11 protein-coding genes are annotated in these 13,622 nt (G+C 50.6%); 6 read left to right on the top strand and 5 right to left on the bottom strand.

Annotation, left to right across the window (positions count from 1 at the left end):
• Positions 1-122 precede the first annotated feature (122 nt).
• The 3 genes from csrA to alaS form a co-directional block, all read right to left on the bottom strand.
• Positions 123-320 (bottom strand): carbon storage regulator CsrA, encoded by a 198-nt coding sequence (gene csrA / locus HER31_RS00835; RefSeq protein WP_168658836.1) that lies wholly within the window; start codon positions 318-320, stop codon positions 123-125.
• Positions 321-422: 102 nt separating this feature from the next.
• Positions 423-1,643 carry an aspartate kinase gene (locus HER31_RS00830; protein ID WP_168658835.1) on the bottom strand — a complete coding sequence of 407 codons (1,221 nt, stop codon included), beginning with the start codon at positions 1,641-1,643 and terminating at the stop codon, positions 423-425.
• A gap of 3 nt (positions 1,644-1,646) precedes the next feature.
• A complete protein-coding gene (alaS, locus tag HER31_RS00825; protein ID WP_168658834.1) occupies positions 1,647-4,268 on the bottom strand; it encodes an alanine--tRNA ligase in 2,622 nt (873 codons plus the stop codon).
• A gap of 612 nt (positions 4,269-4,880) precedes the next feature.
• On the opposite strand from alaS, the gene HER31_RS00820 reads away from it, so the two are divergent.
• From HER31_RS00820 to yedF, 5 genes are read left to right on the top strand one after another with little or no spacing between them, the layout of a single operon-like run.
• Positions 4,881-6,032, top strand: a complete 1,152-nt coding sequence (locus HER31_RS00820; RefSeq protein ID WP_168658833.1) for an aminotransferase class V-fold PLP-dependent enzyme — start codon at positions 4,881-4,883, stop codon at positions 6,030-6,032.
• 50 nt (positions 6,033-6,082) lie between these two features.
• On the top strand, positions 6,083-7,249 hold the full coding sequence (locus HER31_RS00815; protein WP_168658832.1) for a double-cubane-cluster-containing anaerobic reductase: 1,167 nt from the start codon (positions 6,083-6,085) through the stop codon (positions 7,247-7,249).
• On the top strand, positions 7,246-8,061 hold the full coding sequence (locus HER31_RS00810) for an acyl-CoA dehydratase activase (protein WP_168658831.1): 816 nt from the start codon (positions 7,246-7,248) through the stop codon (positions 8,059-8,061). The genes HER31_RS00815 and HER31_RS00810 overlap by 4 nt, the downstream gene beginning before the upstream one ends.
• Positions 8,058-8,339 (top strand): putative Se/S carrier protein, encoded by a 282-nt coding sequence (locus tag HER31_RS00805; RefSeq protein ID WP_168658830.1) that lies wholly within the window; start codon positions 8,058-8,060, stop codon positions 8,337-8,339. Before HER31_RS00810 ends, HER31_RS00805 begins: the two co-directional genes overlap by 4 nt.
• Positions 8,323-8,886, top strand: coding sequence for a sulfurtransferase-like selenium metabolism protein YedF (gene yedF / locus HER31_RS00800; RefSeq protein ID WP_168658829.1), 564 nt, complete (start codon positions 8,323-8,325; stop codon positions 8,884-8,886). The genes HER31_RS00805 and yedF overlap by 17 nt, the downstream gene beginning before the upstream one ends.
• A gap of 210 nt (positions 8,887-9,096) precedes the next feature.
• Here the strand turns inward: yedF and HER31_RS00795 are convergent, their stop codons facing one another.
• Both HER31_RS00795 and recA read right to left on the bottom strand, forming a co-directional pair.
• Positions 9,097-9,510, bottom strand: a complete 414-nt coding sequence (locus tag HER31_RS00795; RefSeq protein WP_168658828.1) for a regulatory protein RecX — start codon at positions 9,508-9,510, stop codon at positions 9,097-9,099.
• Between the two features lie 65 nt (positions 9,511-9,575).
• A complete protein-coding gene (recA, locus tag HER31_RS00790; RefSeq protein WP_168658827.1) occupies positions 9,576-10,610 on the bottom strand; it encodes a recombinase RecA in 1,035 nt (344 codons plus the stop codon).
• Positions 10,611-11,023: 413 nt separating this feature from the next.
• Here recA and mutS point away from each other — a divergent pair, with 413 nt between their 5' ends.
• Positions 11,024-13,549: a DNA mismatch repair protein MutS gene (mutS, locus tag HER31_RS00785; protein ID WP_168663049.1), complete on the top strand. Its 2,526-nt coding sequence runs from the start codon at positions 11,024-11,026 to the stop codon at positions 13,547-13,549.
• Positions 13,550-13,622: the final 73 nt, after the last annotated feature.

The following is a 13,622-nucleotide window of genomic DNA, read 5'->3' as shown; positions in this document are numbered from 1 at the left end:
AGAGATTTCGCGCCCATAAGCACAGCGAGCTTACAACTAATGAGGGGGAGCCTCATACGTCGATGGGGTGACGGGTCTATAGATACAAAAAAGCCGATGCTATCGCATCGGCTTTTCTTAAATTAGAAATTGCCGCTAGTGCTATTTCCGCCTTCTTTCTCCGCTTGGATCCGCATGTAGATCTCTTCACGGTGAACGGAAACTTCCTTAGGGGCATTCACACCGATTCGGACTTGATTCCCTTTCACACCCAATACAGTGACAGTAACTTCGTCACCGATCATTAACGTTTCGCCCACACGGCGAGTCAAAATCAGCATTCTTTGCTCCTATTTCTCTAACTCATTCCGCAAAGGCGGTAGAATCTTTTAACGATATTATAAAGTTAGATGTGATTAAATCTATAGTCATCCGCAATAGATTTATGTTTTTTCAGCAAGATCAAAAGCACTATGTAGGCTACGAACTGCCAATTCTAGATACTTTTCTTCAATTGCCACTGAAATCTTAATCTCTGACGTTGAAATCAGCTGTACGCTGATGCCTTCCTGCCCCAGAGTTTGGAACATCCGGCTGGCAACGCCAGAGTGATTTTTCATACCAACACCGACAACTGACACCTTACATAGACCGTTATCAGATTTCACGTGCTGAGCTCCTAATTTCTTAGCAACTGGGGAAAGCAACGCCTTAGCCTGAGAAAAGTCATTTCGATGCACAGTAAAGGTAAAGTCGGCACAGCCGGCCACCGTAGTCGTGTGCACAATCATATCAACATCAATGCCGGAGTCACTGATCGGAGTCAATATTTGCGCCGCCACATTAGCTTCGTCTGGCACACCTACTAAGGTTAGACTAGCTTCATCTCGATTGAATGCGATACCCGATACCAAAGGCACTTTATCGCTGTTCTGATCGTACATGATCAATGTGCCCTCGCCGTCGCCGAAGCTAGATAGAACCCTTAAAGGTACATTATAGCGACCTGCATACTCTACCGAGCGGATTTGTAACACCTTAGCGCCTAAACTGGACAGCTCCATCATCTCTTCAAAGGTGATGAAATCCATTTTACGCGCTTTAGGCTCAACCCTTGGGTCGGTAGTGTAGACACCATCGACATCGGTATAGATTTGGCATTCATCGGCCTTGAGCGCGGCAGCAATCGCCACTGCGGTGGTGTCACTGCCACCGCGACCCAAGGTCGTCAGCTGACCAGACTCACTTCGCCCCTGAAACCCTGCAACAATTGGGATAATGCCTAATCCCAAGAGGTTGTTTAGGTTGTCGGTAGCAACATGCTGAATGCGTGCTTTGCCGTGGTGGTCATTGGTTAGGATCTGCGCTTGGTCGCCTAAGATTGCTTGGGCGCTAATGCCACGCTTATGCAGCGCCATTGCCATCAATGAAATCGAGATCTGCTCGCCGGTACTGACCAGCATATCCAATTCACGCGGATCTGGCTCTGCAGCAACACTGTGAGCCAAATTGAGCAGACGGTTAGTCTCCCCTGCCATAGCCGAAAGCACTACCACGATTTTATCGCCACTGCGTGATGCTCGAGCGATACGATCAGCAACAGCCTCAATGCGCTCTAACGAGCCCACCGAGGTGCCACCGAACTTTTGTACGTATAATGCCACTGATTACAACTTATCAGACAACCAGGCTTGGGCACTTTCCAGTGCAGCCGGTAGTGCCGCTATATCGCTACCACCAGCCATCGCCATATCTGGTCGACCACCGCCTTTACCGCCAACGGCAGTCGCAACCACGTTAACCAACTCACCAGCTTTTACTTTGCCGATTAGATCTTTGGTAACGCCGGCCGCGATGGTGACCTTACCATCAGCAATCACAGCCAATACCGCGATGCCGCTGCCAAGTTTAACTTTAAGCTGATCCATGGTGCTTCGTAGTGCTTTAGAGTCGATACCATCGGCCTTCGCAACAACCACTTTAACGCCACCAATCTCCTGTGCATCATCTGCTAGCAACGCGACTTCATGCCCCGCCAACTTGCCGGCCAGACGCTCGACCTCTTTTTCCAGCCACTTTGTGCGCTCAATCATGTTTCGAGCGGCATCAGCCAAATTTTTGCTGTCAGACTTCAAGACCCCAGAAAGGCTATCTAAACGCTCTCCCAGTTGATGCATGGCATCGATAGCGCCTTCACCAGAGATCGCTTCGATACGACGGATACCGGCAGCGATACCGCCTTCGGAGATAATCTTGAAGAAGCCAATATCACCGGTGCGGTTAACGTGAGTACCACCACACAGTTCAGTGGAGAACTCGCCCATGCCAACAACACGCACTTCGTCGTCGTACTTCTCACCAAACAGCGCCATGGCGCCAGCTTCTTTCGCCGCTTCAATATCCATCAAGCGGGTGCCTACTTCATGGTTAGCGCGGATCTGGTCATTTACCATCGCCTCGACGGTACGCATTTGAGATACGGTCACGCCTTCGAAATGGCTAAAGTCAAAACGCAAACCATCGAAGGAGCATTGGGAGCCCTTCTGGGTTACGTGCTCACCCAATACTTTGCGTAGCGCCGCGTGGAGCAAGTGGGTGGCGCTGTGATTCAGCTTAATCGCCTGACGACGCTCCTGATTAATGGAGGCAGTCAGCTCTTCACCAACGTGGATCTCACCACCGGAGACGTAACCGATGTGCATGATAGCGTCGCCGGACTTCTTGGTGTCAGTAACGGTGAATGCGCCGTCTTGCATAATCAGCTCACCGGTATCACCCACTTGGCCGCCGCTCTCAGCGTAGAAGCTGGTGTTGTCTAGGATCACCTGACCCTCTTCACCTTCTTGCAGCTGGCCTACGGACTCACCCTCTTTATAGATGGCAACCACTTTGGCCCACTGCTCGATATTGTCATAACCGGTGAACTCACTTTTAGCATCGATGCTGGTTACGTTAGCGTAATTAACGCTGAACTTACCGGCCTCGCGAGCACGCTGGCGCTGTGCTTCCATCTCGGCTTTAAAGCCATCTTCGTCAATCTCGAAGCCCTGCTCACGCGCCACATCGTTGGTAAGATCCGCTGGGAAACCATAGGTATCGTACAACTTAAATACAGTTGTACCGTCCAACACTTTGCCGTCTAGGTTTTCCAGTGCATCTGAAAGAATCTTTAGTCCGCGCTCTAGGGTACGACCAAAGTTTTCCTCTTCAATACGCAGTACTTTCTCAACCATCGCTTGTTGAGCCTTGAGCTCGCTACCGGCACTACCCATTACTGCGGCCAGTGGGCCTACCAATTTATGGAAGAAGGTATCGGTGGCCCCCAGCTTGTTACCGTGACGTACAGCGCGACGGATAATGCGGCGCAACACGTAACCACGACCTTCGTTAGAAGGCATTACGCCATCAACGATCAGGAAGGAACAAGAGCGGATGTGATCGGCAATTACCCGCAGCGACTTGTTATCCAGCGCGTCGGTACCAACCACAGCAGCAGCGTCTTTAATTAACGTCTGGAAGATATCAATATCGTAGTTGGAGTGACCGCCCTGCTTAATAGCAGCAACACGCTCGATGCCCATGCCGGTATCAACCGCAGGCTTAGGCAGCGGTTCCATGGTGCCATCCGCTTGACGGTTAAACTGCATAAATACGATGTTCCAAATCTCGATGAAACGATCGCCATCTTCCTCTGGCGTACCAGGGCGACCGCCCCAGTGTTGCTCGCCGTGATCGTAGAAGATTTCAGTACATGGACCACAAGGGCCAGTATCACCCATCTGCCAGAAGTTATCAGAAGCGTAAGCAGCGCCTTTGTTATCGCCTATGCGGATAATGTCTTTTGCTGGAACACCAATCTCTTTGTTCCAAATCTCAAACGCTTCATCATCGGTTTCATAAACCGTTACGCACAGCTTCTCTTTTGGCAGCTTCAACTCTTCAGTTAGGAAGCCCCACGCATACTTGATCGCTTCGCGCTTGAAGTAATCACCAAAACTGAAGTTCCCCAGCATTTCAAAGAAGGTGTGGTGACGCGCAGTAAAACCAACGTTTTCTAGATCGTTATGCTTACCACCGGCACGAACACAGCGCTGGGCTGAGGTCGCACGAGTGTAATTACGTTGTTCAGCACCAAGGAAACAATCCTTAAATTGGTTCATGCCTGCGTTGGTGAACAGCAGGGTAGGATCATTGTGTGGTACTAACGAGCTAGACGCCACGCGTTCGTGGCCTTGAGAACGAAAGTATTCAAGAAACGCTTCGCGGATCTCGGCGGTGGTCATGTGCATGCGGTCATCCTGAATTGTCAGACTTATGCCGGGCGCATCGTTGCGTCAACGCGGCAGTTTTTAGCGGCTTATTTAAACGGATAAGTATATCCGCAACCGTTAGTTGCAAACCAGCTTTTGCGAGGTATAGAAGGGAAAACAACATAAGATTGCACGGATTTTATGCGCTTCGGTAGTGAAACGACGCTGACTGGGCCATAACCGGTCCTGTATCAGTCGTAAAAACACTATGGCGACCGCAGCAGATTTTCAATTCGACTGACTTTTACCTCAAGTGCAGCTAGTTGCAGCTACAACCGTTATCATTTTTTAGCCTCAATTTGGTGTTGATAGAGAGCGCTAACTTCACAGTAACAACAGCCATTGCGACACACTCCGCAGCAACATCAACTTGAAGAAAAACTTAATACCCCAAGCCAGTTTAAGCTCACTTGACAGTCTCGACAACCAGAATAATACTTATATTAATCAACAAGATAAAATCAACTTCGAATCGGGTTTTGCAGACTGACTAATGACTGTATTAATGACAAATTAGAGCCGGTGGCCACAATTGTGCAGTTGAAATTTGATCGTGTTGGCCAGTGAACTGCCAAGGAAGAAGCGAACATTATGATTTACTTAGATCATGCTGCCACCAGTAACCCCAAACCGGCAACGGTCGTTGACGCAATGATGCACTTTATCAGCGATGGTTGCGCTAACCCTGGCCGCGCCAGTCACCCATTGGCCAACGCTGGGGCCCGACTTATCTTCGACACGCGCCAAAAATTGTTGCAGTTTTTTCACGCTGAGCCCACAGCCCATGCGGTGTTTACCGCCAATATCACCGAATCCCTGAATCTTGCCCTCAAAGGGCTGCTTCAAAGCGGGGATGAGGTGATAGTTAGCAGCATGGAACACAACGCCATGATGCGGCCGCTGCGCCAGTTGGAGCAAAACGGTGTAGTGGTAACGGTTATTGAATGTGATCCTCAAACTGGAATTATCGACGTTGATGCCATCAACGCGGCAATCTCTGCCACTACACGCCTAGTTGCCATCAATCACGGTTCCAACACCTTTGGTACTGTGCAGCCCATTGCGGAGATTGGCGCCTTGTGTCGCCAACAAAACTGCTTGTTTCTTATCGACAGTGCCCAAACCGCTGGCTGTACACCAATTAACATGAGCAGCAGCAACGTCGATTTGCTGGCCTTTACTGGCCATAAAGGATTACTGGGACCGATGGGGATCGGCGGCTTGGTGCTCAACGCTCGCGCCCAAGATGCCAATATCACCCCACTTATTTGTGGCGGCACCGGCAGTAATTCAGAGCTCGAAATACAGCCACAAACTCTACCGGATGCGCTAGAGAGCGGTACCCCTAACCTGCCGGGTATTGCTGGTCTAAATGCCGCATTGGATTGGCTCGAGCATACCGGGGTCGACACCATTAACCAACACGAACAATGCCTTACTGCACAGTTGATTGCAGGTCTAAAGCAGATCCCTGGAGTCTCGGTACTTGGTCCTGCTGCTGACCAACCGCGAGTTGGGGTGGTGTCGCTGCTTATCGACGGCAAAGACAACGGCGAGATAGACGAGCAACTAGCCTACGACCACCAGATATATTGCCGTACTGGCCTGCACTGTGCGCCGGCATCGCATCAAACCATGGGGACCTTCCCTAATGGCACTGTACGTTTAAGTGTCGGCGCCTTTACTCGTGCCGATGAGGTGCAATGCGCTATCGAAGCCATCGCTAAGATCGCCTCAAATTAACTGATTCTGGCCGCAGGAACGCGACTACCAATTCAAAAGGGAATGACATTATGACTGATATCGCCACTCAACCAGAGCAAAGCGAAAAAGCTCTGTTTGACTACTTTAAAGGGTCGATTTCCGATGAAATCGGCTATATGCGCGAGCAAAAAGCGGCTGGTCGCGGCATTGTCGGTTTCTACTGTGAATTCACTCCACGGGACCTGATTCTAGCCGCTGGCGCAATGCCAATCTGCCTGTGTGGCACCAATAAAAATACCATCAGTCACGCGGAAACCTTACTACCAGCAAATTTGTGCCCGATGATCAAAGCCTCATTCGGTTATGCGGTTACTGGTGGTTGTCCACTGCTGAACGACTCCGACCTGTTGGTGGCTGAAACCACCTGTGACGGCAAGAAGAAGATGTATGAGGTGCTCTCACGCGACCATAAGATGCACGTACTCGAACTGACGCAAAAGCCGCAACAAGAGGTCGCCTTCAAACACTGGTTAGCCGAAGTAGAGGAGCTGAAACAAACCCTCGAGCAGACCTTCGATACCACCATTACTGAGCAAAAGTTGCGGGACGCCATTAAAGCAATGAACGCTGAACGGCGTCAGATCCTTGCGATTCAACAACTAGGCAAACATAAACCGGCTATCGTATCTGGCCTAGAAATAGCCCAGACACGCTATCGAGTGGCGGGATTTGAGCGCCATCATAAACAGATGGAGTCTTTCCTTTCCATGGCTCAGCGCCGCCTCGATGAGGGCTACCAAGCCGCTCCAACAAACGCCCCACGAATACTATTAACCGGCTGTCCTACTGGCCAAGGCACCGAAAAGTTGATTGAGATCATCGAGGAGTGCGGTGGTTTAGTCGTGGTGCAAGAAGCATGCTCTGGCATCAAGGGCGTCTACGAGATGGTGTCTGAACAGGGTGATCCACTCGAAGCAATTGCCCGCAAGCACTTCAACATTCCCTGCTCGTGCATGACCCCGAACAGCAAACGAGAAACTCTACTGGCAACGTTAGCAAGCGAATATCAGGCTGATGCAGTTATCGATCTTGTCTGGCAGGCTTGCCATACCTACAACGTCGAATCGGTACTGATCCACGATTTTGTGCGCGACGAGTTAGGGTTGCAATACATGAAGGTGGAAACCGACTACTCCGATTCAGACCGAGAGCAGCTGAAGGTACGCGTTCAAACCCTGCTAGAGCTGCTCCAGTGATCAGTTGCGGCATTGATATCGGCTCACGCACCATCAAGATCGCGCTTTACGACGGCAGCGCTGTTGTTGATTCGATGGTTACCATGAGCGGCTCGGCGCCACAACAAATCGCCGAAGAGTGTTACCAACAGCTACTTAACCGTAACGATTTGTGTAGCAATGGCATCGCCTTCACTACTGCCACTGGCTATGGTCGTAATTACTTCTCACTGGCAGACAAAGCCTCGTCAGAGATAATTTGTCACAGCGCTGGAGTGGCTTTTCTGTGCCCCGATGCCAAAACTATTATTGATATCGGCGGCCAAGATTCCAAAGTGATGCAACTGTTAGACGGCGGTAAGGTTGGCGACTTCGCAATGAACGACCGCTGTGCCGCTGGTACCGGCAAATTCATCGAGATGGTAGCGCAAACCCTAAACATACCAGTGGCGAGTACCGGCGCCTTGGCGTTATCAAGCAACGCCAGCTGCGATATCTCCTCTATGTGTGCGGTATTTGCAGAGTCTGAGGTGATCGGTTTACTGCACAAAGGGATCCCGGCCGAGGTTATCTTACGTGGGATCTTTGATTCGGTCGCCAAACGAGTCGTGTCACTAGGTCGTAAGGTCGGCTTTCGTGGCCCAGTCGTCTTTACCGGTGGGGTGGCACAGAATCCCGGCGTAGTGGCAGCAATCCAGCAACAACTGATTGAGCACAACATTGTCACTCCCAATCAGCCCCAATTAACCGGGGCTATCGGTGCCGCCATCATTGGTTATCGTACCGCTGTAGCTAGGAATAGTGCCAGTGCCAGTATTGGAGCTTGCCAATGACCCTCAAAAACAACACCGCGCTAACAGACTGCATCATTACCTTTGCATCGGGCCATCTTGCTTTGCAGGCCGAACAAGCTCTTATCAACGCAGGGAAAACACCACGATTGATCACTGCGCCTCGAGCAATCAGTTCCGAATGTGGCTTTTGCTTGTTATTACCTCGATGCAACGGCAGCAAACTCGCTGCCGCCCTCACCCTGCTAACCATTCAACACAGCAACATTTACCAACGCTACACCCTTAATGGAGTAAGACACTATGCACAACAACATTGACGTTCGTGGGATTGAACTGGATAGAGCCGTTGACGCGGTTAAGCAGGTTATTAAGGCGAAAGAGTTAAGCTCACTAGAGATCCAAAGTTCGGCACAGTTAACCACCACGGCACTGCTGGATATCCTGCATCAACAAGGAGCCAACTGCGAAGTAATGGACGCAGCTGAGGGGCAAACCATTATTGCTAATCTGGGAAATGGCTCAGTGATGGAGCAAAAATCATATGTGGTTGGCTCCACCACTATTGGCAGCGGCGACGACGTTATTGGTTCAAAATTAATGAACGCTTTTTTCAACGTCAGCGCCGATTATGAGCAGATCCCTGCATCAATTTTCTTGCTAAATAGCGGTGTTAAGCTGTGCATAGAACAAGCAGATTCAGTACCCGCACTGACGTTGCTGCAACAAAAAGGCTGCGACATTATCGTCTGTGGCACCTGTCTGGATTTCTTTGGGATCAAGGATAAACTTGCAGTTGGCCGCATCGGCACCATGCACGACCTTATAGGTATCTACCACAATAAGGGGGATGTCATCTCGCTTTAGCTGGGTAACGCAGCTTGGCTGTGGATACCGCCTAAAACACTAAACTATCCTCGGTTAATACTGGGGATTTTTGTAGGTTTAGTGGTAAAGCTTGCAGTCATTTTATCCCTATCATGGTTGTACCCTCAGCGACGAATATCTCATCGCAATAGAAGCGGCTTGCTTGTTAAGGGGAAAATAGTCAAACAAGATGGCAAAGCACTATCGCGACTATTCGCTTGGAGAGAGCGCATAGCGGATCATATCCATTGAGAAACCACGATAGGCAAGATAACGTTGCTGTTTAGCACGCTCTTTAAAGTCAGCTGGTAATGCTTCACCAAACTTCCGTTGCCGCAGCGCTAAGCAGCTCTCAAAGAAATCGACCTCGGTTTGTGCCAACGCGGCCTTAATAAGCTCTGTATCAACTTGCCGTTCGCGCAGATCAGAACGAAGCCGTTGCGGCCCCAGTCCACGCTGAGAACGATAGCGCACAAAACTGTGGGCAAAACGCTCATCGTCTAAATAACCAAAATCGATAACTCGCCCAATGGCCGCCTCGATCTGCTCAGACGAAAAACCGCGGCTGTGCATCTTTCGTTGCAACTCGCCACGGCTATGATCACGGCGGGATAACAATCCCACCGCACAAGCCAAGGGATCTTGGCTTGACTTATCTTTAACAAACAACGGTTAACGCAGCTTTGTTATTAAGAAAGTTCTGACTCTTGCTCTTCAGCTTGATCAGCCGGTGCTGCCTTCACCAACAACTGCTCACGCAACAACGCTTCAATCTCGTCAGAGATGGCTGGGTTTTCTTTTAAGAAGCGGATGGAGTTCGCTTTACCTTGGCCAATCTTCTCGCCTTTGTAGCTGTACCAAGCACCTGACTTCTCAACCAACTTCTGCTTCACGCCCCAGTCGATCAATTCGCCGTGCTTAGAGGTACCTGCACCGTATAGGATCTGGAACTCTGCTTGCTTAAATGGTGGAGCAACCTTGTTCTTAACCACTTTAACGCGGGTTTCGTTACCAACCACTTCGTCGCCGTCTTTGATGGCGCCGATACGACGGATATCAAGACGAACAGAGGAGTAGAACTTCAGCGCGTTACCACCAGTGGTGGTTTCAGGTGAACCAAACATCACACCGATCTTCATGCGGATTTGGTTAATGAAAATACACATGGTATTGGAACGTTTCAGGTTACCGGTTAACTTACGTAACGCTTGAGACATCAAACGTGCCTGCAAACCTACGTGAGAATCACCCATCTCACCTTCGATTTCAGCTTTAGGGGTCAACGCCGCTACCGAATCGACAACCAGTACATCAACCGCACCTGAACGTACCAGCATGTCACAGATCTCAAGTGCTTGCTCACCGGTATCTGGCTGGGAAACCAGCAGTTCATTGACGTTTACGCCCAGCTTTTCAGCGTAGATTGGATCCAGCGCGTGCTCAGCATCAACGAAGGCACAGGTTTTACCCATCTTTTGTGCTTCAGCGATGACTTGCAAGGTCATGGTGGTTTTACCAGAAGATTCTGGACCGTAGATCTCAATCACGCGGCCAAACGGTAAACCACCTATACCCAGTGCGATATCCAAACCCAGAGAGCCAGTAGATACCGATTCAATATCCATCGCAGTGGCATCGCCCAATCGCATGATGGACCCTTTACCAAACTGCTTTTCAATCTGACCTAGCGCCGCACTGAGTGCGCGTTTTTTATTGTCGTCCATTTTCATGCTCCGGATTTGGCGATGCTGTAATTAAGTTGAGGCCAGTATACTGTATAGCCGTACAGTATCAACCCTGTATGTAAAATTCCTATCTCGATGGCAGCCATCGAAGATTTCGGGAGCATACTAGCGACATTTATCGTCGAGCTCATCAGACTGATTCACAACACTGGCTCAGAGTTGCCCGAGCTTACTGTAGGGCAGATTAAACCCCACTTATTACCGTGTTAGTCGACCGTGCCTTAGTGTCACTAGAACGGTTATTAACTGCCTAGCTTGAAGTTGCTTTTAGTGCAGTAGAGTGAGCAAACATTTGATGTACTTGGTATCATCTAGCGTTTGCATAACTCTCCCAAACTCGAGGTAAACCTGTGGCCAAAACGAAGTCTGCTGCCGCTGAAACTCATACCCCAATGATGCGTCAGTACTTGGCGTTAAAAGCGGAACATCCTGACGTCTTACTGTTTTATCGGATGGGTGACTTCTACGAGCTCTTCTTCGACGATGCTAAACGCGCTTCGCAGCTACTCGATATCTCGTTAACCGCCCGTGGCAGCAGTGCTGGTGAACCAATCCCCATGGCAGGTGTGCCTTACCATGCGGTAGAGGGCTACTTAGCTAAATTGGTGCAACGGGGTGAGTCCGCTGCCATCTGTGAACAGATTGGTGATCCGGCCACCAGTAAGGGTCCAGTCGAACGCAAAGTGGTCCGAATCATCACTCCCGGTACCATTACCGACGAAGCCCTATTGCAAGAACGCCAAGAAAATTTGCTGGCAGCCGTCTATGAGCTGCGTGGCCAGTTTGGTTACGCCACCTTGGATATTGCCTCCGGCCGTTTTATGGTGAATGAGCTCGCCAGTGAAGACGCGCTTGCGGCGGAGCTACAACGAACCAACCCTGTTGAGCTGCTTTATCCAGAGCAGTTTGCATTGATGCACCTGATTGAAGGACAAAAAGGCTTACGTCGTCGTCCAGAATGGGAGTTTGAACTAGGCACGGCGCGGCAGCTGCTTAATAACCAATTCGGCACTCGCGACCTAACCGGCTTTGGAGTTGAGCAAGCTGAACGCGCACTGTGTGCCGCAGGTTGTTTAATGCAGTACGTTAAAGACACCCAACGAACCGCTCTGCCCCACATTCGCGCCATCATCAAACAACAAGATGGCCACCATATCGTGCTAGATGCCGCTACGCGTCGTAACCTCGAGTTAACCCAAAACCTTGCCGGTGGTGCAGAAAACACTCTGGCGTCAGTGTTGGACGACTGCGCCACCCCAATGGGTTCACGTCAGCTTGGTCGTTGGTTGCATCAGCCTCTACGCCAACCAGAGGTGCTCAATGGTCGCCTCGAGATGGTCACCGCTATCAAGGAAGCGGGTCTATTTGTTGATCTTAGCGAACAGCTAAAGCCGATTGGAGATCTAGAGCGAGTGCTGGCTCGGCTGGCATTGCGCAGCGCCCGCCCACGCGATTTAAGCCGCTTACGTGGCGCCTTAGCACAACTGCCTAGTCTACATGAGCTGCTAGCGGAGCTCGCCAACCCTCATGCCCAGCAGTTGGCCACTCGCATCAGCCAATTCCCGCAACAGCTTGAGTTGTTGCAAGCGGCCATTATCGACAACCCACCGGTATTGATCCGCGATGGCGGTGTATTGGCTGCAGGTTATAACGCCGAGCTAGATGAGTTACGTGCCTTGTCTCAAGGAGCGACCGACTATTTAGCAGAGTTAGAACAGCGCGAAAAAGACCGTACCGGGATCGCCACACTTAAAGTCGGTTATAATCGCGTCCACGGCTATTTTATTGAGGTTAGCCGAGCCCAGTCAGCATTGGTGCCGACCGACTACATTCGTCGCCAAACCTTGAAGAATGCTGAACGCTTTATCATCGCTGAACTAAAAGAGCATGAAGATAAAGTCCTGAATAGCCAAAGCGCGGCGCTCACCCTCGAGAAACGCCTGTATGAAGAGCTGTTCGATCTGCTGTTACCGGTACTGCCACAGCTGCAAGAGTGTTCCGAGGCTTGTGCTAATCTGGACGTATTGCAAAACTTAGCCGAACGAGCGGAAACCTTAGGTTACTGCCGACCGCAACTGGTTGAGCAAAGCGGAATCCACATCGACGCGGGTCGTCATCCGGTGGTCGAACAGGTACTAAAAGAACCTTTTATTGCTAACCCTGTACAATTAACGCCACAGCGGCGCTTGCTGGTTGTTACCGGCCCTAATATGGGCGGTAAATCCACTTATATGCGTCAGACCGCGTTGATTGCCCTGATGGCGCACATTGGTTCGTTTGTCCCAGCAGAACAGGCCGTGATGGGGCCGATTGATCGGATCTTCACCCGTATTGGTGCCAGCGATGACTTGGCCTCTGGGCGCTCCACCTTTATGGTTGAGATGACAGAAACTGCCAATATCCTTAACAACGCTAGTGCCAATTCATTGGTATTGATGGATGAGATCGGCCGCGGCACCTCAACCTACGATGGCCTGTCACTGGCTTGGGCAGCAGCAGAGCAGTTAGCCAATAAGCTGCAAGCGTTAACGCTGTTTGCTACCCACTACTTCGAGTTAACTCAACTGCCAGAGCTGCTTGATGGCGTCTTTAATGTTCACTTAGATGCAGTAGAGCACGGCGACAGCATCGCCTTTATGCACGCGGTGCAAGAGGGACCAGCCAGCCGCAGTTACGGTTTGCAGGTCGCAGCATTGGCCGGTGTCCCAGCCGAAGTCGTTCGTAACGCCCGCCACCGCTTGGCACAGCTGGAAGCCCAAGAGCGAAATAAGGGAGCAGATACCGCGTTACCAGAGGGGCAACTGCCGCTACTGCCAGAGCCCCACCCGGCAGTTGAGCAATTGGCGAGTATTGATCCTGATAGCTTAACCCCGCGTCAGGCACTGGATCTGCTCTATCAATTGAAAGCGCAGTTGTAATAACTCAATCACTATTGCGGTTGATTAGCCAACCACACCAAGATAAAAACGCCGCTGACCAAACAAGCCAGCG

It is taken from the genome of Ferrimonas lipolytica, assembly GCF_012295575.1.
GTDB classification, from domain to species: Bacteria; Pseudomonadota; Gammaproteobacteria; order Enterobacterales; family Shewanellaceae; genus Ferrimonas; species Ferrimonas lipolytica.
The sequence above is the reverse complement of the archived record's forward strand: the minus strand, read 5'-3'. Positions and strand labels throughout refer to the sequence as shown.